The 20,291-nt window shown below is 72.2% G+C and carries 14 protein-coding genes; 5 read left to right on the top strand and 9 right to left on the bottom strand.

Annotated elements, in window-relative coordinates; genetic code table 11:
* Positions 1 to 65: 65 nt before the first annotated feature.
* Complete coding sequence (locus ABD817_RS33985) at positions 66 to 839, top strand: arsenate reductase/protein-tyrosine-phosphatase family protein (RefSeq protein ID WP_344922426.1); 774 nt, start codon at positions 66 to 68, stop codon at positions 837 to 839.
* Here the strand turns inward: ABD817_RS33985 and ABD817_RS33980 are convergent.
* The 7 genes from ABD817_RS33980 to asnB form a co-directional block, all read right to left on the bottom strand.
* Complete coding sequence (locus ABD817_RS33980) at positions 817 to 2,211, bottom strand: tyrosine-protein kinase domain-containing protein (protein ID WP_344922425.1); 1,395 nt, start codon at positions 2,209 to 2,211, stop codon at positions 817 to 819. The genes ABD817_RS33985 and ABD817_RS33980 overlap by 23 nt on opposite strands.
* 1 nt (position 2,212) lies before the next feature.
* The gene (locus ABD817_RS33975; RefSeq protein ID WP_344922424.1) at positions 2,213 to 3,244 is read right to left on the bottom strand and encodes an MraY family glycosyltransferase; all 1,032 of its coding nucleotides are present in this window, start codon (positions 3,242 to 3,244) and stop codon (positions 2,213 to 2,215) included.
* Entirely contained in the window at positions 3,241 to 4,227 is a 987-nt protein-coding gene (locus ABD817_RS33970; RefSeq protein ID WP_344922423.1) for an NAD-dependent epimerase/dehydratase family protein, read from the bottom strand. The genes ABD817_RS33975 and ABD817_RS33970 overlap by 4 nt, the downstream gene beginning before the upstream one ends.
* Before the next feature lie 58 nt (positions 4,228 to 4,285).
* Positions 4,286 to 5,251 (bottom strand): NAD-dependent epimerase/dehydratase family protein, encoded by a 966-nt coding sequence (locus tag ABD817_RS33965; RefSeq protein WP_344922422.1) that lies wholly within the window; start codon positions 5,249 to 5,251, stop codon positions 4,286 to 4,288.
* Entirely contained in the window at positions 5,248 to 6,429 is a 1,182-nt protein-coding gene (locus ABD817_RS33960; protein ID WP_344922421.1) for a glycosyltransferase, read from the bottom strand. Before ABD817_RS33960 ends, ABD817_RS33965 begins: the two co-directional genes overlap by 4 nt.
* A gap of 108 nt (positions 6,430 to 6,537) precedes the next feature.
* A complete protein-coding gene (locus ABD817_RS33955) occupies positions 6,538 to 7,995 on the bottom strand; it encodes a lipopolysaccharide biosynthesis protein (protein ID WP_344922420.1) in 1,458 nt (485 codons plus the stop codon).
* Positions 7,980 to 9,890: an asparagine synthase (glutamine-hydrolyzing) gene (asnB, locus tag ABD817_RS33950; protein ID WP_344922419.1), complete on the bottom strand. Its 1,911-nt coding sequence runs from the start codon at positions 9,888 to 9,890 to the stop codon at positions 7,980 to 7,982. The genes ABD817_RS33955 and asnB overlap by 16 nt, the downstream gene beginning before the upstream one ends.
* Before the next feature lie 403 nt (positions 9,891 to 10,293).
* On the opposite strand from asnB, the gene ABD817_RS33945 reads away from it, so the two are divergent.
* From ABD817_RS33945 to ABD817_RS33935, 3 genes are all read left to right on the top strand, one after another.
* On the top strand, positions 10,294 to 11,385 hold the full coding sequence (locus tag ABD817_RS33945; RefSeq protein ID WP_344922418.1) for a methyltransferase domain-containing protein: 1,092 nt from the start codon (positions 10,294 to 10,296) through the stop codon (positions 11,383 to 11,385).
* A 151-nt stretch (positions 11,386 to 11,536) separates the two neighbouring features.
* A complete protein-coding gene (locus tag ABD817_RS33940; RefSeq protein WP_344922417.1) occupies positions 11,537 to 12,811 on the top strand; it encodes a hypothetical protein in 1,275 nt (424 codons plus the stop codon).
* Positions 12,812 to 12,839: 28 nt separating this feature from the next.
* A complete protein-coding gene (locus ABD817_RS33935) occupies positions 12,840 to 13,973 on the top strand; it encodes a glycosyltransferase (protein WP_344922415.1) in 1,134 nt (377 codons plus the stop codon).
* Positions 13,974 to 14,178: 205 nt separating this feature from the next.
* Here ABD817_RS33935 and ABD817_RS33930 read toward each other — a convergent pair whose 3' ends face one another.
* Positions 14,179 to 15,048, bottom strand: a complete 870-nt coding sequence (locus ABD817_RS33930) for a sulfotransferase family protein (RefSeq protein WP_344922414.1) — start codon at positions 15,046 to 15,048, stop codon at positions 14,179 to 14,181.
* Positions 15,049 to 15,491: 443 nt separating this feature from the next.
* Between ABD817_RS33930 and ABD817_RS33925 the strand changes: the two genes are divergently transcribed.
* A complete protein-coding gene (locus tag ABD817_RS33925; RefSeq protein WP_344922413.1) occupies positions 15,492 to 17,771 on the top strand; it encodes a hypothetical protein in 2,280 nt (759 codons plus the stop codon).
* A 254-nt stretch (positions 17,772 to 18,025) separates the two neighbouring features.
* Here ABD817_RS33925 and ABD817_RS33920 read toward each other — a convergent pair whose 3' ends face one another.
* Positions 18,026 to 20,221 (bottom strand): hypothetical protein, encoded by a 2,196-nt coding sequence (locus ABD817_RS33920; RefSeq protein WP_344922412.1) that lies wholly within the window; start codon positions 20,219 to 20,221, stop codon positions 18,026 to 18,028.
* Positions 20,222 to 20,291: the final 70 nt, after the last annotated feature.

Genomic DNA, 20,291 nt, shown 5'->3' with positions numbered 1-20,291 from the left:
TATGAAGAGGCAAAGAGCGGTGCGCCGCGGACGGTGGCGCACCGGAGCCGACCTACCCTTCTGTCATGAGGGCCTCACCGGAGGGCGCCGGGATCGCGCGGAGCCCCGCGACGGAAGACGCCGTGGTCACCGGGGACGGGGAGCGCTGTGCCTCGCCCGGACACGAGGGCTGCGCCTCGTTCGGACGTGAGGGCTGTGCCCCGCCTGGACACGAGGGCTGCGGCCCGCGTTGCTGGAGGGAGACGGGGGAGGCGGCGGCGTCCAGGGAGGAGGTCCGCTTCCGCATCCTGTTCGTGTGCACGGGCAACCTCTGCCGTTCCCCGCTCGCCGAGCGGCTCACCCGCTCGGCGCTCGGGCCGTGCCCGGCGGTCCAGGTGACCAGCGCGGGCACCCACGCCCAGCCCGGCCTGGAGATGACCGGGCATGCCCGGCGGACGCTGGTACGGCTCGGCGGGGACCCCGCGGGCTTCGGCTCCCGCCTCCTCGTCCCCCGGCTGGTGGCCGAGGCGGACCTGGTGCTGACGGCCACCGCCCGGCACCGGGCGGAAGTGGTGGCCCTGCGTCCCGCGGCGGCCACGCGGACCTTCACCATCGCCGAGTTCGGCACCCTGGCGAGGGCCGTGCCGCCCGAGAGGATCGTCCGGCACCGCGATCCCGTGCGCAGGGCCCACGTCCTGATCGACGAGGCGCGGGCGCTGCGCGGGCTGGTGCGGGTGGACGATCCCGACATCGCCGACCCCTACCGGAGGTCCCGGCTGGCCTACCGGGCGGCCGGACGGAGCATCGCGAGAGCGCTCGCCGCCCCGCTGTCGCTGCTCACACCCCCACGGGATGCTTGACCTTGGCCTTGACCTTGGCCTCGGGCTTCGCCTCGTAGCCGTATCCGTAGCCGTACCCGAAGTACGAGTTGTCCTTGAGCGGGACGAAGTTCAGGACGGTGCCCACCACGCGGACGTTGATCGACGCGAGCAGTTCGGTGGCGCGGACCATGTGCTCCCGCCGGGTCTTGCCGTGACGGGTGACGAGGAGGGCGCCGTCGCAGAGCGCGCCGAGTGTCGCGGCGTCGGTCACCGGTAGCAGCGGCGGCGCGTCGATGATCACCATGTCGTACATCTCGGTCAGCTGGGCCAGCATCTCGCGCATCCCGCCGGAGCCGAGCAGCTCGCTCGGGTTCGGCGGGACCTGCCCGCTCGGCAGGACCGACATGCCCGGCTCGCCCCAGATCTGGATGACCTCCTTCAGCTGGGCCCTGCCGATCAGCACGTCCGTCAGGCCCGTCGTCCCCTCGATGCCGAGGTAGGCGGGGATGGTCGGGCGGCGCAGGTCGCCGTCGACCAGGATGACCCGCCACCCGGCCTGGGCCAGGGTTATCGCCAGGTTGGCGGAGACCGAGGACTTCCCCTCGGCCGGCAGGCAGCTGGTGACCACGAGCGACTTCGGCTGCCGGTCGACGCCGATGAACTGCAGGTTGGTGCGGAGCGTGCGGAACGCCTCGGACCTGGACGACCGGCCCTGGTTGCGCACGATCAGGGGGTGGCGCCGCGCGTTCCGCTCGTAGCCGATGATCCCCAGGGTCGAGCTGCCCGACGCCTGCTGCAGGGCCTCCGTCGACTTGATGGTGGTGTCCAGGCGGTCACGGACGACGACGGCGGCCATGACCAGGATCAGGGCGCTCAGCAGGCCCATCACCAGGTTGACCACCGGCCTGGGACTGACCGGCGCCTCCGGTGTCTCCGCCCGGTCCACCAGCGTGACCTTCACGATGGGGCGGCTGGAGGGAGTGGGCCGCTCGATCTGGTCGATGAGCTTGGCGAACCGCTCGCCCAGCGCGTTGGCCAGGGCGGCGGCCCGCGCGGGGTCGGGGTCGCCGACCGTGGCGCGCAGCAGCACGGTGCCGGGGACGGCCTCCGCGGTGATGTTCGCCTGCAGGCGCTCCACGTCGTCCTCTTCGGTGATCTGGCTCACCACCCGCCGGCTGGACAGCAGGGTCGCGTACGAGTGCACCCGCTGCGCCGACAGCATGCCCGCCTGGTAGGCGGTGGACAGGCTCCCCTCCCTGTCGTGGCCCGAGACCAGCATGGAGATCGTCGCGACGTACTTCGGTGGTGTGACGGTCGTGATGGCGGTCGCCGCGCCCACCCCCAGGAGTATCGCCAGGAGGACGAGCGGCCAGTTCCTGCGCGCGAGCCGCGTGTAGTAGAGGAGTTCCATGTCAGTGCCGCCTTTCGCGGATCTTCGGGAGGGGTTCGGGGGGCTGGGCCGGGACGCGCGCGCCTCGCGGCAGACAGGTGAGGGCGACGGCGATCGCGCAGGCCGCGGCCGTCGCGACGAGAGGGGAGGTCCTGCCCATGACCATCGCCAGGCAGAGGGCGCCGGAGAGCGCCGCGACCAGGCCGAGCGCCGCCGCGACCGCGCGGGTGCCCAGGCCGCCGCGGCGCAGCCGGTGCGAGACGTGGTCGGTGCCGCCCCGCAACGGTGAGCGGCCCGCCAGCAACCGGGAGACGAAGACCACGCAGGTGTCGAGGGTCGCCAGGAAGGTCGGCAGGAACAGCCCGGCGACCGTCGCGTCCGGACGGCCCCCGGCGGCCAGGACGACCGCCGAACAGGCCAGCGTGAAGCCGATGAACAGCGACCCCGAGTCACCCATGAACACCCTCGCCGGCTCCCAGTTGTACGGCAGGAAGCCCAGGCACGCGCAGGTGAGCGCGCACAGGAGCAGCGCGAGCGCGGTGTGGCCCCGCACCAGGGCGGTGGCCGCCAGCAGGGCCGCGGTGACGACGGTGACGGTTCCCAGCGCGCCGTCCATGTTGTCCAGCAGGTTGAAGGAGTTCGTCATCACAACGATCCACGCCACCGTGAGGACGCCGTCCAGCCACGTCCCGGTCACGGCCGCCTGGACACCGGAGAGCACCACCCCGATCGCCACCGCGGTCTCCACGGCGAGCCTGGTGACCGCGCTCAGGGGGGCGATGTCGTCGATCAGGCCGAGGGCGGACACCGCGGTCGCGGCGAGAAGGATCGCGGTGAGCTGCAGGTCGGCGAGGCCGAGGGCGACCAGGGTGGGCACGACGGTGCCCGCCACGATCGCGATGCCGCCGATGTACGGGGTCGGGTGGGCGTGAATCTTGTGCCCGCCCGGGTTGTCGGTGAGGTTCCAGCGGATCGCGAGACGCCTCAGCGGCACGACGGCCGTGACGCTGAACGCGCAGGCCACTCCCGAGACGAGGGCGATCGTCCCGCTCACGGGGTGGACGCCGCCGGTTCCCCGGAGGCCTCCCTGATGATCTCGGTGAGGATCTCGTCGAGGTTCCGTCGCGGGACCCAGCCGGTGAGCGCGCGAAGCTTCGCGGTGTCGGGGACCCTGCGGGTCATGTCCTCGAACCCCCGCTCGTAGGCCTCGGAGTAGGGGATGAGGTCGATCCCGGAGGTGGACCCGGTGAACTCGATGATGAGCTTGGCCAGCTCCATGATGCTCACCTCGTCGCCGGAACCGATGTTGAAGGTCTCACCGACCGCCGCGTCCTCGTCGAGCAACCTGAGCAGCGCGTCGACGACGTCCGCGACGTGCGCGAAGCAGCGGGTCTGGGTCCCGTCGCCGAACACCGTCAGCGGGGCCGCCGAGAGCGCCTGCCGGACGAGGCTCGGGATGACCATGCCGTAGCTCGGGCTCTGCCGAGGGCCCACCGTGTTGAACAGCCGGACGATGATCGTCGGCAGGCCGCGCTCCTTGTGGTAGGCGTTGGCGAGGATCTCGTCGACGGCCTTCGCGGTGCTGTAGGCCCAGCGGACCACGGCGGGACTGCCGAGGATGCGGTCGGAGTCCTCCCGCAGCGCGCCCGAGGAGTTCTTGCCGTAGATCTCGCTCGTGCTGGTGATCAGGATCTTCTTCCGGTACCGGTGCGCCGCCTCGATGACGATCTCCGAACCTCGGATGTTGGTCGTCAGGGAGCGCAGCGGCCGCTCGACGATCAGTTTGACGCCGACCGCCGCCGCCAGGTGGACGACGACGTCGCACCGGTGGACCAGTTCGTCGACCATGAGCTCGTCCAGGACCGAACCGTGCACGAAGCGCAGGTTCGGGTGCGGCCTGAGGTTCTCCAGCCGTCCCGTCGAGAGATTGTCCAGGGCGACGACGGCGTCGTCGCGGGCGAGCAGGGCGTCGGCCAGATGCGATCCGATGAATCCGCTGCCGCCCGTTATCAGGTAGTTGGTTGGTGTCTTGCTCACGGGCTTCTCCTCATCGTGTGCTTGGAGAGATCTCTGCCGCCGGAGGGGAGACGGCCGCTCACACTTGAATGCCGGCCACCGCCTCGACGTCCGGGGCCCGCGTGCTCTCGAACCAGGCCACCGTCGTGCGGAGCCCGTCCTCCAGGGAGACGGGACGCACCCCCGGGAACAGCTCGCGCAGCAGGCGGGCGGATGCCTGTGACTCCCTGACGTCGCCCCTGCGCGGGGGCAGGGAGACCGGCTCCACCACCCGGCCGAGGATCTCGGAGAGGAGGTCCATCAGGTGCCGCAGGGAGACGCGGGTCCCGAAGGCGAGGTTCACCGGCTTCGCGCTCGTCACCCGGCGGGCGGCCGCGTCGGCGAGGACCTCGGTCACCGACCCCACGTAGGTGAAGTCCCGCGTCTGACCGCCGTCGCCGTGCAGCGGGACCGGCTCGCCCCGCAGCGCCGCGGAGACGAACACCGGGATCACGGCCGCGTACGCGTGCCCGGCGCTCTGCAGCGGCCCGTAGACGTTGAAGAAGCGGAACGGCAGGACCGGCAGGCCGTAGCTGTGCGCGTAGGCCAGCGCGTACGCCTCCGCGGCGAGCTTGCCGGCCCCGTACGGGCTGAGCGGCCTGGTGGGCAGGTCCTCGTGCTTGCGGGGTTCCGGGCGGTCGCCGTACACCGAGGAGGAGGAGGCGAGGATCAGGTGCGGCCTGCCGGCGCGGCAGGCCTCCAGCACGTGCAGGGTGCCGGTCGCGTTGACGGCGTGCGAGGTCAGCGGGTCGGCCAGCGACCGGGGCACCGACGGCCGGGCGGCGAGGTGGATCACGTGCGTGGCACCGGCCACCAGCTCCGTCAGCAGGTCCCGGTCCAGGACGCTGCCGGTCACGACGTCGGCCTCGACGCCGTCGAGATTGGCGAGGTCGCCGCTGCTCAGGTCGTCCAGCACCGTGATGTTCCCGACGTCGGGCCTGGCCGCCAGCGCCCGGCAGGTGTGCGCGCCGATGAAACCGGCGCCGCCCGTCACCAGCACTCTCATCGGCCGTTCCCCTGGGTGAGCAGGTGACGGCCGCGTGCCTCGCACAGCGACCGGTAGAGGTGCTCGGTGTCCGCGACGAGACGGTCCAGGCTGAACGCGCACGTCGTCCAGTCGCGGGCCGCGCCGCCCATCCGGCGGGCGAGGCCGGGATCGGACAGCAGCCGGACGGTGTGCGCCGCCAGCTCGTCCGGATCGGTGCTCGACAGCAGGCCGGTGTGCCCGTCCCGCACCACCTCGGCGACGCTGCCCACCCGGGTGGAGACCACCGGGGTGCCCGCCATCCCCGCCTCGACGAGAGTGAGCGGGGTGCCCTCGTTGTCGGAGGTCAGCAGGACCACGTCGGCGGCGGCGTAGACCGTCTCCACGTCCCTGCGCCAGCCGAGCAGGTGGAAGGAGTCGCGGATGGTCTCGGCGTCCCGCTCGACCTGCCGGTCGAGCTCGCCGCCGCCGCACACGACGAAGTGACAGCCGGGGATGCGGCCGAGCACGGCGTGCGCCACCGCGACGAACCGGTCCGGCCGTTTCACCTGGGTGAGGCGGCCCACGTACGCCACCACGGGCGCGTCCTGCGGGATGCCCAGCGCCGCGCGGGCCGCGCCGCGATCGGGGACCGGCCCCGGCCGGACCCCGGGCGGGATGACGACGTACTGCTCGGGACGGCCGATCCCCGCCTGGAGCAACTCGTCCCTGACCCGGGACCCCACCGTCACCAGCCGGTCGGACATGGAGGCCAGGACCCGCTCGGAGCCCACGTACAGGCCGCGCCTGACCGGTGAGAAGTAACCGTGCAGGAGGTGGCCGTGGAAGACGTGCACCCGGGCCGAGCCGACGCGGGACAGCCGGGCGGCCACCCGCCCCAGGGCACCGGCCTTGGCCGTACGGGTGTGGACGATGTGGGGACGGAACGCCCGCATGGCACTGACCAGCCAGAACAGGGCGCGGTAGTCGTCGCCGGGGTCGACGGGGCGGCCGAGGCCGGGCACCCGGTGCACCGGCTCTCGCACGTCGTGCAGCAGCAGGTGGTCGCCCTCGTGGCCGTCGACGTGGCCGGTGTAGAGGCGGTGGTCGAACTCCTCGCGGTCCAGCCGCTCGTGCAGCCCCGAGACCTGGGTCGCTGGACCGCCGACGTTCATCCGCGCGATGATCTCCATGACACGAATCCGGCCGTCTGGCTTCATAGGGGCTCCTTGGGACAGGCCTGGCTCACGTCGGAGAAACTAGTTCTCCGCCAGATCCGTCCGCCGACACCATCACGGTGGTGGCGCGATGTTTTCCCTACTCCCTACCTAAACGTGATCCAGCCCGGACACCTGGGTCTTACCAGCTCTTTCTCCTTTGCCCGCGGATACCTTGAAATTCTCCGGGCCGCTCGGGCCGCTCGGGCCGTTCGGGCCGTTCGGGCCGTTCGGGCCGTTCGGGTGGCTCGGGTGGCTCGGGCGGTGGCGCGGCCCGGCCGGACGGCCGGCGCGGGAGAACGCCGAGACCACGGAACGCAGGTCGGAGAGCCGAGGCAGCAGCTCCCGCGCCCCGGTCGCGGTCCTCCTGGCGAACCAGGTGATCTCGGCCGCCGCCATGGCGGTGTAGGCGGCGCTCGCGGCCAGGGCGGCGCCCGAGGCCCCCCACCGGGGGATGAGCAGGACGTTCAGCGCCAGGTTCGCCGCCAGGGCGACGGCGGCGACGGCGGTCATGGTCATCGGGCGGCCCAGCCGTACCAGATACTGCTCGACCGGCCGGAGCAGCGACAGGGCGACCATACCGGGGGCGAGGAGGAGGATCGGCGTCACGCTGCCGGCGAACGCGGAACCGTAGAGCAGGGGCACGACCACGGGTGAGGCGATCGACAGCGCGCAGACGAAGACGGACGACAGCAGCAGGTTGAGCCGCAGGACGCGGACACTGACGTCCCTGGCGTCGTGCTCGTCCTCGACGGCCTGGCGGGGGAGCGCGACCTGGGTCACCGCGTCGGCGGGTACCCGCGAGAAGGTCAGGAACGCCGCGCCGACGGTGTACAGGCCCACCTCGGCGGGCGAGACGAGGGCACCCAGCAGGAAGACGTCGGCGGTCAGCAGGAGGTGGAACGCCGCCAGCCCGACGTGGTACCGGCACGACAGGGCGAGCTGACGGCGGGCCAGAGCCGGCTCCACACGCATGGAGCGAAGACCGAGCGGCCGCAGCAGCAGCCAGAAGGGCGCGCTCACCGCGGCCGTCCAGCAGACGATCACCGCCGTGACGGTGAGGTTCCCCGTCGCCGCGAGCACCAGGATCGGCAGGTTCAGGACGAGCGCGGACGCGACGACCCCCCGGTTGACCAGGCCGTTGCGGGACCGCAGCTGCGCGATCCCGTTGAGGTTGACCGCCGCGACGCCGAACGGCACCGCGAGCAGGGCGATGACGAGCAGGTGGAGTGCGGGAAGGGGGAGGAACACGGGCACGACCGCCAGGGTGACCGCGGCGGAGACGAGCCCGAGAAGCAGCCCGAGCAGCAGGCCGTTGCCCGCCAGGGCGCGGTGTCGCGCGGGATCCCGCCACAGCGCGATCTGCGATCTCACGATCGACAGGTTGCCCAGGACGACCGCGATCCCCCCGGTGGTCGCGAGCATCGCGTAGACACCCCGGCCCTCGGGCTGGAGGGTGCGCGCTATCAGGACGCCCGTGATCGCCGCCAGCGTGAGCCGCAGGACGTGGCTGGCCATCGTCTGGACGGTCTGGGTGAGGGTCGTGCTCCCATTCAGGGCCCTGGGCATCCGATCTCCGCCATGACGGGGCCACCCGGGACGGCGTGCGCCCGGTGCCAGAGCTCGAACTGCAGCAGCGCCCACAGCCGGTCACCGTGGTCGGCTCCTTCGGCGTGCCGCCGGAGCAGGTTCCGGACCGCCTCCTGCCGGAACAGCCCCCTGCCGCGGGCGGCGCCGTCGGTGAGCACGTCGTGGGAGAGCTCCCGCAGCTCACCCCTGAGCCAGGTGGCGAGCGGCACGCCGAACCCCTGCTTGGGGCGGTGCGGGAGCCGGTCGGGCAGCCAGGGCGCGACCGCCCTCCTGAGCAGCAGTTTGGTCCGCCGGTCGCGGACCTTCAGCGGGTCGGGGAGCCCCGCCGCCCACTCCATCAGCCGGTGGTCCAGGAACGGGGAGCGGGCCTCCATCGAGTTGGCCATCGTGGTGACGTCGACCTTGACCAACAGGTCGTACGGGAGGTAGGTGGTGGTGTCGACGTCCAGGACGCGGCCCAGGGCGGTCACCGCGGACGACTCCAGGAAGGTCTCCTCCAGCAGCCCGTGGCTGTCCACCCCCGCCAGCCGCTCGCGCAGCGCGGGGCTGTAGAGCTCCGACTTCTGCTCGGCCGTGAAGCAGGACATCAGGCCGGCGTAGCGCCGCGACGGGCGCTCCGCGGCGAACCGCATGACGCGGCCCAGATGCCGTCCCCGCGACCCGTACCCGCTCCGCTCGGTGATGAGCGTGCCGGCGCGGGCGGACAGCGCGGCCAGCGCCCGGGGCATGGCCGGGATCCTGGCGGCCTGCCTCATCAGGGCGTAGCGCCGGTAGCCGCCGAAACACTCGTCGCCGCCGTCGCCGTTGAGCACGACGGTGACGTGCCGCCGGCTCAGCCGCGCCACGTAGAAGCTGGGGACGGCCGAGGAGTCGGCGAACGGCTCGTCGAAGTGCCAGGCGAGCAGGGGCAGGACGCCGAGGAGATCGGCCGTCACGACGAGCTCGTGGTGGTCGGTGGAGTAACGCTCGGCGACCAGCCGGGCCTCGGAACGCTCGTCGTAGCGGTCGTCCTCGAAGCCGACGCAGAACGTCTTGACCCGCTCGCGGCTCTGCATCGCCATCGCCGCCACCACGGCCGACGAGTCGATCCCCCCGGAGAGGAACGCCCCGATGGGACGCTCGCTCACCATGCGGATCCGGGTCGCCTCCAGGATCAGCTCGCGCAGGCGCTCCTCCTCCTCCCGCTCGTCCGTCACCGCTCGCGGGGTGCGGTCCAGCTCCCAGTAGCGGTGCGTGGTGACCCGCCCCCGCTCCCAGACCAGCACGTGGCCCGGAGGCAGCTTGTGCACACCCTGGTAGATCGACCACGGCGCGGGGACGTAGCGGTAGGTCAGGTAGTGGTGCAGCGCCACCGGGTCGATCTCGCGGCGCATGCCGGGATCCTGGGCCAGCGACTTCAGCTCCGAGCCGAACCAGATCGAGGCGTGGTCGGCCCTCCAGTACAGCGGCTTCTTCCCGACCCGGTCGCGGGCCAGGACCAGCCGCCGCCGGTCGCGGTCCCAGACGGCGAAGGCGAACATGCCCCGCAGCCGGTGGACCATGTCGGTGCCGTACTCCTCGTAGAGGTGGGCGAGGCACTCCGAGTCGCCCGCCGAACGCAGGCGGTGGCCCCGGCCCGCCAGGTCCCGCCGCAGTTCGGCGAAGTTGTAGATCTCACCGTTGAAGACCGACACGACCCGCTCGTCCTCGCCGTAGACGGGCTGGCCGCCGGTCGCCACGTCGATGATCGCCAGCCTGCGCATGCCGAGGGCCGCGTGCTCGTCCTCGTGGAAGCCGGAACCGTCGGGACCCCGGTGCGCGATCACGTCGCACATGCGGCGGACGAGTCCGGGATCGGGGTGCGACGTCGACGCCATTCCGGCTATCCCGCACATCGGGTCCTCCGTTGCTCGCGGCCCTGGACGACCCCGGTGGCCCCGGTGGCCCCGGTGGCCCCGGTGACGGGCCGGACCGTCCGGTATCCGGCCCGTTACCGCGATCTCGCCGAGAGTAACCGACCGTGGCCGCTCACGGGCGATTGGCGTGCGGTTGGCGGCGGGGGCGTGTCGCGGCGAACTCCAACCGCCGGTAAGGATCACGAAGATCATTGTTCGCGGGGGAGCCGCTGGACGCCTCCCGGTGGCCGTGACGTGCGAGCTTGTGAACGAACGTACCCCGTACCGGTCGTGGGTGACCGGCGCGTGTGCCCGTCCACCCGGCGGACGCCCGTGACGGGACGCCGGGAAGACGGCCGCGACGTCGCGGCCCCGCACTCCCTCTCGCTGAACGGATGGTCGGATGACCTTTGCGGAAGACGCGACGGCCGGCACGGGTACCGGTGACCTCCGGCACCCCGCGCTGTGCTGCCCCCGATGCGGTGGTTCGCTTCGTGACGAGACCGAGCCCGGGGGCGGTGGTTCGTTCCGTGAGGGGGTTGAGCCGGGCCGTGGTGGTTCGCTTCACGACGGTGCCGGGCCGGGCGGCGGTGGTTCGCTCCGTGAGGAGGCCGGGCTGCGCTGTGCCGGGTGCGGGGCGGGCTATCCCGTCGACGAGGGGATCCCGAGGTTCGTTCCCCGGGACAACTACGCGGAGGGATTCGGGTTCCAGTGGAACCGGCATCGGCTGACGCAGCTCGACTCGCACGTCGGCATGCCGATCTCCCGTGATCGGCTGATGACGGGGAGCGGCTGGTCCGCCGAGGAGCTGCGGGGCCGGAGCGTGCTTGAGTGCGGCAGCGGAGCGGGACGCTTCACCGAGGTACTGTGCGAGACCGGCGCCCTCGTGACGTCCTTCGACATCTCCAGCGCGGTGCACGCCAACGCCGCCTCGAACGGCCGTTTCCCCAATCTGAGACTCGTCCAGGCGAGCGTCTACGAGCTGCCGTTCCCCGAGGAGTCCTTCGACTTCCTGCTCTGCCTCGGAGTCGTCCAGCACACCCCGGACGTGGAACGGACGTTCAAGACCCTGCTCCGCTACCTGAGGCCGGGGGGCCGGTTCTGCGTGGACGTCTACGCGGCGGTGATCGCCTACCCCCACCTGCGGCAGCTGATCCGCCCCTTCACCCGGCGGATGCCTCCCGCGAGGCTCTACACCCTGGTCGAGAGGACGGTGCCGCGTCTGCTGCCGCTGTCCATGGCGCTCAGCGCCGTCCCGGGCGTAGGACAGGGGCTCGCGCGGCTGGTGCCGGTGGCCAACCACCGCCACCTAGGTCTGACGGACGAGGAGACGAGGCGGAGCTGGTCGGTGCTGGACACGTTCGACTGGCTGGCCCCGCGATACGAGAAGCCCCAGCCCCGGCGGCGGATCAGGCGCTGGACCGAAGAACTGGCCCTGCGCGCCGTCTCGATCGAGAGACGGCGCGGGATGTACGTGATCCGCGGCGTCAAATGACCGGCCGGCCGGGAGGCCGCGGATTCCCGGGACCGCCGGGAGCGTCCTCACGTGGGTCCGGCGGGCTCCTTCACGAGACCCCGCCTGCACGCCGGCCGCGTGGCGGGCCCACGACGCAGGACCTCGATGCGTTTCTAAGGTGATTTCATTCATGGAGTATTTTCTCGTCGCCTTGATGGCGACGTTCCTGGTTCTCCTCACCTACGCGAGTCTGGGGATGGAGCAGGCGAACCGGGCGGTTCCGGTGCTGCTCCTCGCCTTCGTCGCCCGCCTGGTCGTGCACGTCCTGGTGATACGGCCCGGCCTCATCGAGTACGGCGGCGACAACCGCGTCTATCTGGACAGGGCCCTGGAGGTCGCCGCGTACTGGAGGTATGAGGGTTTCGGGTTCGTCACCTCCGACCAGATCCCCTCCATCTACTCCCTGGAGGTGCCGTGCAACCTCTTCGGGATCATCGTCTACCTGTGCGACGGACCGGCCACGCTCGCCTGCACGGCGGTCCTGGCCACCCTGTCCGGCGGGCTGTGCATCATCATGTACAGGTTCGCGCGGATCGTCGGGGCCGACGAGCGGGCGGCGTTCCGGCTGCTGGTGGTGGTCGCCTTCCTCCCCTCCCTCCTGCTCCACACGTCCGACACGTTCAAGGACGGCATCAACGCGTTCCTCGTCGTCGCCTGCCTGTGGCTCGTGGTCTCCAACGTGCGGCGTTTCGACGTGCGGAAGTTGGTCGCCGTGGTCCCGCTGCTGTGGGCGCTCTGGCATGTGCGGCCGTACATGGTCCTCATGTGCGCGCTGCCGCTGGTGTTCTGCCTCTCCCCGATGAAGCGGAAGCTGTCCGTCCGCTCCCTGGTCGTGTCGACCCTGATACTCATCCCCATCCTGGTGCTCATCGCGCAGGCGGACGGCGGGGCCTCCTTCACGGCGATGCAGGAGCAGCTGGACCAGGGCCAGTCGGAGCTGGTCCGCAGGTCCAGCGCGGAGGGCGGCTCCGGCGTGCTGTTCGAGGACGACGGCGACGCGTGGGGCGCGCTCGTGCCGAAACTGTTCTACACACTCCTGGCCCCGTTCCCGTGGACGGCGGGCAGCGTGGCGCTGCAGCTCGGGAAGGTGGACACGCTTCTGTGGTACTACCTCCTCCACAGCGGGCTGCGCGGGGCACGGCGGCTGTGGGGGTACGACCGGACGCTGCTGTTCGTCCTCGTGCTGTTCGTCGTCCCGGGCACGATCGCCTACGCGACGACCATGTCGAACATCGGCCTGATCTTCCGCCAGCGAATGCCGATCATGCTGGTCGTCAGCGTGCTGGCCGCTGTGGCGTGGACCGAGGCCGGACACCGGAGGCGGTCTCGATCCCGGCCGTCCGGGCACGCGCCGCGTCCCGCGATCCCGGCGCGGCACACCGCGGGCCCCCGGGTGGCGCGGTGACCCCGCCGCCCCGACCAGGAAGGACGAGATGAGGGATCTTCGCGTGTGCGAGGTCGTCAGGACCCTCGACGCCGGGGGCGTCGAGGTGCTCCTCGTCGAGCGGCTGCGGCGCGCTCCCAGGGTGAACAAGGACTACACGGTCGTGTGCCTCCACGCGTCGACCGGCGAGCTTGTGGAACAGCTGCGGACCTCGGGGATCACGGTCGTCGACCTCAGCGCGAACGCGCTCCCGCTGGCCTACGCCCGCCTCGTCGGAACGGTTCACCGGCTCGCCCCCGACGTGCTCAACGCGCACTCGCCGACCCCCGCCGCGGTGCTCTGGCCGTTCGCCAGGATGACTCGCCGTCGGCCGGTCCTGGTCTCGACGGTCCACTACTGCCGCCGGCCGGCCACCGTCCGTCTCGGCCGCCTGACGGCGGCGGTCAACACGCTCCTCGACTATCTCGTCCGCAGGCTCGACGACCGGACGGTCGCGGTCTCGTCGCAGGTGGCGTGCTCCCCCTCCGTCCGGGGAGCACGCCACCTGCTCACCCGGGTGCACGGTGTGGACGTCATCGAGCAGCGCTCCTGGGCGATGCGCGCGGGCACCGTCAGGCGCCAGTTCGACGTGCCGGAAGAGGCGTTCCTGGTGGTCTGCGTCGCCAACTTCCGGCCGGAGAAGAACCACGCGCTGCTGGTCAGGGCCGCCGCCGAGGTTCTCCTGGCCCGGCCGGACGCCCTCTTCCTCCTGGCCGGGGACGGGCCGCTGCGAGAGGGGATCGTCCGGGAGACGGAGCGGCTCGGGCTGGAGAGCCGGGTACGCGTCCTGGGGCCGGTGAGGCAGGCGAGGAGGCTGGTGGCGGCGGCCGACCTGCTGGTGCTGAGCTCGTACTACGAGGGGCTTCCCGTGGTCGTCATGGAGGCGCTCGCGGCCGGGGTGCCGGTGGTCTCCACCGAGGTCGGGGGGATACCGGAGCTGGTCTCCTCGGGCTGGAACGGGATCCTGACCGAGCCCGAGTCGGCGGAGGCCCTGGCGGCGGGGATCCTCAAGGCGATGGAACCGGCCATGCATCGCCGGCTGCGGTCCGGGGCCGCCGCCAGCTCCGAGGGCGTCGAGATGGCGGGAACGGCCGAATGGTTCGAGCACCTCTACGAGGAGCTGGCGGGGGCGCGGCGCGCCTGAGGTCCGCGGCGCGCCCGTCGAGCGCGTCGTTCCCCGGCGTTCCCCGGCGTTCCCCGGTGTTCTCCGTCGTTCCCTGGCGTTCCCTGGCGTTCCCTGGCGTTCCCTGGCGTTTCTCGGTGTTTCCCGGCGCCCTGCTCGGAGCCCGTGGCGTGTCCGTCGTCGCGGACGTCCGGGGAGCGCGTTCCCCAGACGTCCGGCCCCGGGGTCAGACCCGGTAGCCGAAGCCGCGAAGGTGCCCGGAGAGAGACCGGTCGAGCAGCGCGAGCTGCGACGGGGTGAGGTCGCGCCGGAAGGACTCGCACCGGGCGGACGAGAAGGTGTGGCGCGCGAAGCTCCGCTCGAACTCGGGCGTCCAGACGAGCCCGAGGAAGTCGAGGACCACGTCCGTCTGCTTGCGAGGGTCGGCGAGCAGGTCCTCGTAGCGCACCTGCAGCCACAGGTCCGGCGGAACGGCGGCGCGTGCCACCTCGGTGGCGTCCATCAGCAGTTTCCAGCCTATTCCCGCGAGATGGACCTGCGAGCGTCCCGCCTCGTCCCACTCCCCGGAGTAGGGTTCGGGCAGGGGGCCGAAGTGCCAGCCCGGCGCCCCGAGGTGCCCGCGCCACCACGGCATCTGCAGCCACGAGTTGGCCACGGCGCGCCCGTCGCGCACGATGTGCACGAAGCGCGCCTCGGGGAACACCTCGTGCAGGAACGCCGCCCGGGGCCACCCGGTGAACTTGTGGATGTAGTGCCCGACCCGCTGCGCGGCGGCCCGGCTCCCGAAGAAGTCCCTCAGCCGCTCGGCCAGCCGGGGCGTGACGTCGGCGGCCGAGAGGTCCTGGAAGGACTCGACGATCAGCGGAGAGACCTCACGTCTCAGCGCGCGATGGGCCTCACAGGGACGCAGGCGTTTCTCCGGGAAGCGCGCCGGCGTCCGGCGGCAGATCCTGCCGCCGATCCGCTTCGCCGAATCCGGGACCCGGGGGAACCGGTCGTCCAGGTTGGTGACGAATCCCACGGCCGGGTGACCGGTGAGCACCTCGTAAAGGAGGGTGGAACCACAACGGCCGCTGCCGACGAGAAAATCGAGCATATTTCCTCCCCGCTCCGAGTGGTGTCGGAAACAATGATCCGGTTCGCCGAAACCGGGCGGGGTCTCCGACGTTAACACACTCGCCGGAGTTGTCGTCGGACGTCATTTTCGGGAGTACGGAGTTGGTGGCTCTATCACCAAAATCAATATCCAAAGATCTGTGATACGGGTTTAGGTGATTATCGGGTACGCCTTCGGCCCGGCATACCGCTCCCGTCCGGCACAAAAGACTGGTAAAACATCGCGGGACGTGAATGTCCGAGACCGTTGGCGGTGCTCGCGTTGCCAGACTTGCGCCCATGATCAAGTCGGCGTCCGATAGCGATTCCCTGCTGAGCCCGCCCGAAGCGGGCGGCGAGACACCGGAGGCGTCCCACCGGGGCGGGCGATCCCCCCGAACGTGGAGAACACCGCCCGCCCTCGTCCTGAGATGGTCGCCGGCCGTGTTCGCGACCGCCGTCGTCGTGGCCGTGCTCACCTTCTACGGGGTGTCGGCCGCGGACCTGGCGTCCTTCGGCCTCTACCTCGCGCTGGGCCTGGCACTTCCCGGCCTGTTGCTGGTCAGGGCCCTGCACCGCGGGACGCGTCGGCTCGCGCTCGTGGAGGAGGTCGCGCTCGGGCTGGCACTCGGCTACGCCGTGGAGGTGCTCGTCTACGTCGCCGTCCGGGCCGCCGGGGCTCCGTCGCTCGTCGCGGCGTGGCCGGTCGCCACGTACCTGGCCTTCACCGCCGTCCCCCGGCTGCGCCGGCACTGGAAGGGCGCCGTCCGCCCGTGCGCGCCCGGCTGGTACTCGTGGTCCCTCGCCCTGCTCGTCGCGTACGTGGCCGCCTGGAGCTCCTTCACCTTCTTCAGGACGACCCCCCTCACCTGGCCGGGAGCCGGGACGTCCCTGTTCGACATGCCGTACCACCTGGCCCTGGTCGGCGAGCTGAGGCACCACGTGCCGCCGACGGTGCCGCTGGTCTTCGGCGAGCCGCTCCTCTACCACTGGTTCGTCTACGCGCACCTCGCGGCGGCGAGCTGGATCACCGGGGTGGAACCGCTGGTCCTGGTGTTCCGCCTGGGGATGTTTCCCATGCTGGTGGCGTTCGTCGTCCTGGTGGGGACGATCGGGCATCGCGTCACCGGCTCCCGGGCGGGGGCGCTGCTCGCCATCGGCGGCACGGTCCTCGTGGCGGTGCCGAGCCTGTACGCGAACGCGAACGGGCTGTTCACCTGGACCGGCGTCCAGCACTCCTCGTGGGAGAGCCCCACCCAGACCTTCGGGGCCCTGCTGTTCGCCCCGGTGGTCCTCCTCCTCGTCGACCTCCTCGAACGCCGCCGCCGGGCGCGCGGTGCCGGGGAGTGGCTGCTGCTGGGTGTCTTCCTGGTGGCCCTGATGGGGGCGAAGGCCACGTACCTGCCCATGCTCGTCGCCGGGCTGGTCGCGGTGGCCGTGGTCGAGGCGCGGGTGCGACACCGGTCGCCCCGGCCCGCGCTCGCCGCGCTCGGCATGGCGTCCGCGTGCCTGGTGTACGCGCAGTTCGTGCTGTTCGGCGGCGCGAGGCAGGCGACGATCCTCGACCCCCTCTCGCTCATGCGCAGAACCTGGGGAGAGCTGACCGGCCTGGGGGAGAGCGCCGCGCCGCCGCCCGCCTCGCTGGCGGGGATCACGCTGCTGTACGCGCTGTGCTGGGCCGTCACCTGGTGCGGGGTCGCCGGGCTGCTCCATCGGCGACGGCTGCTCCTGAGGCCGGGGGTGGTCCTCCTCCTGGGCGTCGGCGCGGCGGGCGTCGGCGCGGTGATCCTGCTCGGGGGGCCCGCGATGAACCAGGGCTACTTCATGCAGGGGGCCTACCCCTGCCTGGCGGTCGCCGCGGCCTACGGCTTCCTCGTCGTCGCGCGCCGGGAACGGGTGACGATCCTGGCGGCGGCGTGCGCGGCGGGAGCGGGGGTGGTGCTCGCCCACCTGGTCCGCACGCTGTCCGGTGTCGAGGTCCCGCTGACCCCGGGTGAGCCGGAGAGCGCCCTGTACCGTCCGTACCTCGTCCTGCTGGTCCTCGCCGGGGTGGCGGCCGTCGTCCTGGTCGCGGCGAGGCGCCGCTTTCGCCACTGGGCCCTCGTCATCGCCCTGGTCGCGGGCATCGGCCCCCTCTCCGCCTGGCACGCCAGGGCGCTGCTGATCGCGTACGGCGGCGGCGAGGGCGGCGTCTACCAGGTGAGCCGCCCGGCGGCGGGGGAGGTCCCGCTCGGCGCGCTCGACGCGGGACGGTGGCTGCGCGCCCACTCCGACCCCGGCGACCTGGTCGCCACGAACGCGCACTGCGTCTGGGGGCGCGAGGAGCCGTGCGACAGCCGCCACTTCTGGCTGTCCGCGCTCTCGGAGCGGCGCGTGCTCGTCGAGGGGTGGACCTACACCGCGTCGAACCTGGACCGCTGGCGTCCGGGCCGGTCGATGACGGGCCTCCCGTTCTGGGACGAGGAACGGATCCGGCTGAACGACGCGGCCTTCCGGGAGCCCTCGGCGACCTCGACACGGCTCCTGCGGGAACGGTACGGGGTGCGCTGGCTCCTCGCCGAGGAACCCGGGCCGGGCCCGGAGCCTGACCCCGGAAGCACCGGAAGCACCGGAGGCACTGGACACACCGGGAATGTCGGGAACATCGGCGATTTCGCCGACCTCCGGTTCCGTTCCGGCGCCTACGCCGTCTACCGGCTGCCGGACGCCTCGGGAGCACCCTGACACCGGCCGTACGCACGTGCGGTGCCGTGGGCGGTCGTCCGGGAAGGGATCTCAGGGCAGAGACCTCGGGCGGGATACCCGCCCGTGCGGGTGCGGGCCCGGTCACCGTCGCGATCACCCGGAGGGCCGGGGGGACACTCCCCGGCCCTTTCGCACGGGGGACACCCCGGCACCCTCACGCCGGGTCAACACCCCGGCACCCTCATACCGGGGACACCCCGGCCCTCTCACGCCGGGCCGACACCCCGGCAGCCTCACGCCGGGGCGTCCGGCAGGCGGTAGACGGCGTAACCCCCGGAGCGGAACCGCGGTGTCGCGAAGGCCGCGAGCCCGGGAGCCGGGCCGCCGCGGTGCTCGTCGGCGAGGAGCCAGCGCACGCCGTACCGCTCGCGCAGGTCCCGGACGGCCTCGCCGGTGGGCGCCTCGAAGACGGAGTCGTTCAGCGCGAGGAGCCGGTCGTCCCAGAAGGGGAGCTCCAGCGAGGGCAGCTCCGGACGCCAGCGGGTCAGGTTCCTCGCGGTGTAGGTCCACCCCTCGACGAGCACACGCCGCTCGGACAGCGCGGCCACCCAGAAGTGCCTGCCGTCGCACGGCTCCTCGCGCCCCCAGCGGCAGTGCGCGTTCGTGGCGACCAGGTCGCCGGGGTCGGAGTGGTCGCGCAGCCACCGCCCGGCGTCGAGGGCGCCCTCCGGGGGCGGCGCGGTCGCAGGGGGAGGGGCGCTCCTGTCACCGCCGTGCACGACCCACAGGACGCGCGCGTGTACGACGGCGGGCAGGCCGACGACCGCGAGCGCGGTGACGACGAGGGACCAGGCGCGCAGGCGCCCGTTCGTAACGGCCAGGACGGCCGCCGCCGACAGGATCGCGGCCAGCAGCACGACGTACGGCAGGTAGAGGACGGTGTCGGCCGTCCCCGGCTCCAGGGGAATCCGGACGTCGCACAGCAGGGGGATCAGGTAGGCCGCCGCCAGCCCCGCCCCGGCCGCGTACAGCGTCGCCCGGCGCGACTGCCGGGCCCGCCGCGCCAGGGTGACGATCCCGAGGGCCGTGACGGCCGCCAGGTAGGGGTAGGCGCCCGACAGGAAGAAGAGCTGGCTGCGGCCGGGATGCCCGAGCAGCAGGGCCGCGCCGACCCCCGCCGCGCCGATGCCGAGCGTGAGCGCCACGCCGGGGCGCAGGAGCAGCCTCGGCCGACTCAGCAGGCCGGAGATCCCGCCCCAGGTGACGGCCCAGCACAGCAGGAACACCGCCACCATCCCCAGGGTCGAGAGCGGCGGGGGATCGGTCCCCTCTCCCGCGCCGGTCATCTCCCGCCAGACCGTCCGCATGAAGGAGAAGGGGTCGACGGCGAGTGCCTGCCGCGCGCCGTCGAACAGCACGAACTGCGCGAACAGGAAACACGCCGCCGTCATCCCGAGGGCGGCGAGCAGCGGCCGGGACGGCCCGCGCCGCCTGACCGCCCCGGCCGCGGCCACCGCCAGCAGCCCCGCGCCCAGTAGCGGGAGGTACGTGGCCTTGGCCCCCGCCACCGCGACGAGGAAGACGCCCAGCAGCGGCCAGCGCCCGGCGGTCCGCCGGCGGCGCTCCAGGAGGTCGGCGAGGAGCAGGACGACCGGCGCGAACAGCAGGGCGCCGAACGTCTGGGTGGGGCTCGCCCACGCGAGGTCGGGAACCCCTCCCCAGGTGAAGGCCCCGTTGCTGCCCAGGTAGAGACTCGGTGTCGCCACGAGCACCGTGCCGGTCGCGGTCAGGGCCGCTCCCGTCCAGGAGCCCGTGATCCGCCGCCCGGTCATCCCCGCCAGGACGACGAACGCGGCCAGCATGGGAAGCATGCCCAGCCGGAACAGCAGCACCAGCGGCTCCACCCCGGTCACCCAGCTCGCCGCCGCCAGGTCCGCGTAGACGAACCAGTGGTAGGAGAGGGGCTCCCCGGCGACCATGGGCACGGTGGGCGGCATATGGTGTCTCAGCTCGCCGACCAGGGCCAGGTGGAACGGCATGTCGGGGAAGGCTCCCCCGAGCGCGGGCCAGGTCAGGGCGTTGAGCCTGAAGAACGAGACCGCGCTCCAGGCGAGCAGATACCCGAACAGCAGCGCCAGGAGCCACGACCACCAGACGGGTGCCCGCTCCCGGCGGGACGGGGAGACCGTCCAGTGCCGGCGCAGCCGGGGGACGGCGAGGAAGAGCAGGCAGGTGCCGATCGGCCAGACCAGGACGAGCAGCGGTACGCCGAGGGCGCGGGCACCGGCGTAGGCGAAGACCTCCACGGCGTAGCCGAGTGCCAGCCCGAGCGCCATCTCCTCCGCGAGCGTACGCCTGCCCCGGTACAGGAGCCGGAGCAGCAGCACCCCGGGGAGCCCCACGCCCAGCACGACGTAGAGGCCGAAGAGGACCATGTCCGGGACGGAGACGCCGAAAAAGGCCGTCACCGCCGCGGTGAGGGCGGTCATCGACACGGTGGGCGCCCACCCTCGCAGGCCCCCCGCCCCGCGAGGCGGGGCCGAGGGACCTCGTCCGGAT

The sequence above is a fragment of the Streptosporangium oxazolinicum genome, assembly GCF_039537505.1.
Taxonomy (GTDB): Bacteria; Actinomycetota; Actinomycetes; order Streptosporangiales; family Streptosporangiaceae; genus Streptosporangium; species Streptosporangium oxazolinicum.
This window is presented reverse-complemented; position numbering and strand designations above follow the sequence as displayed.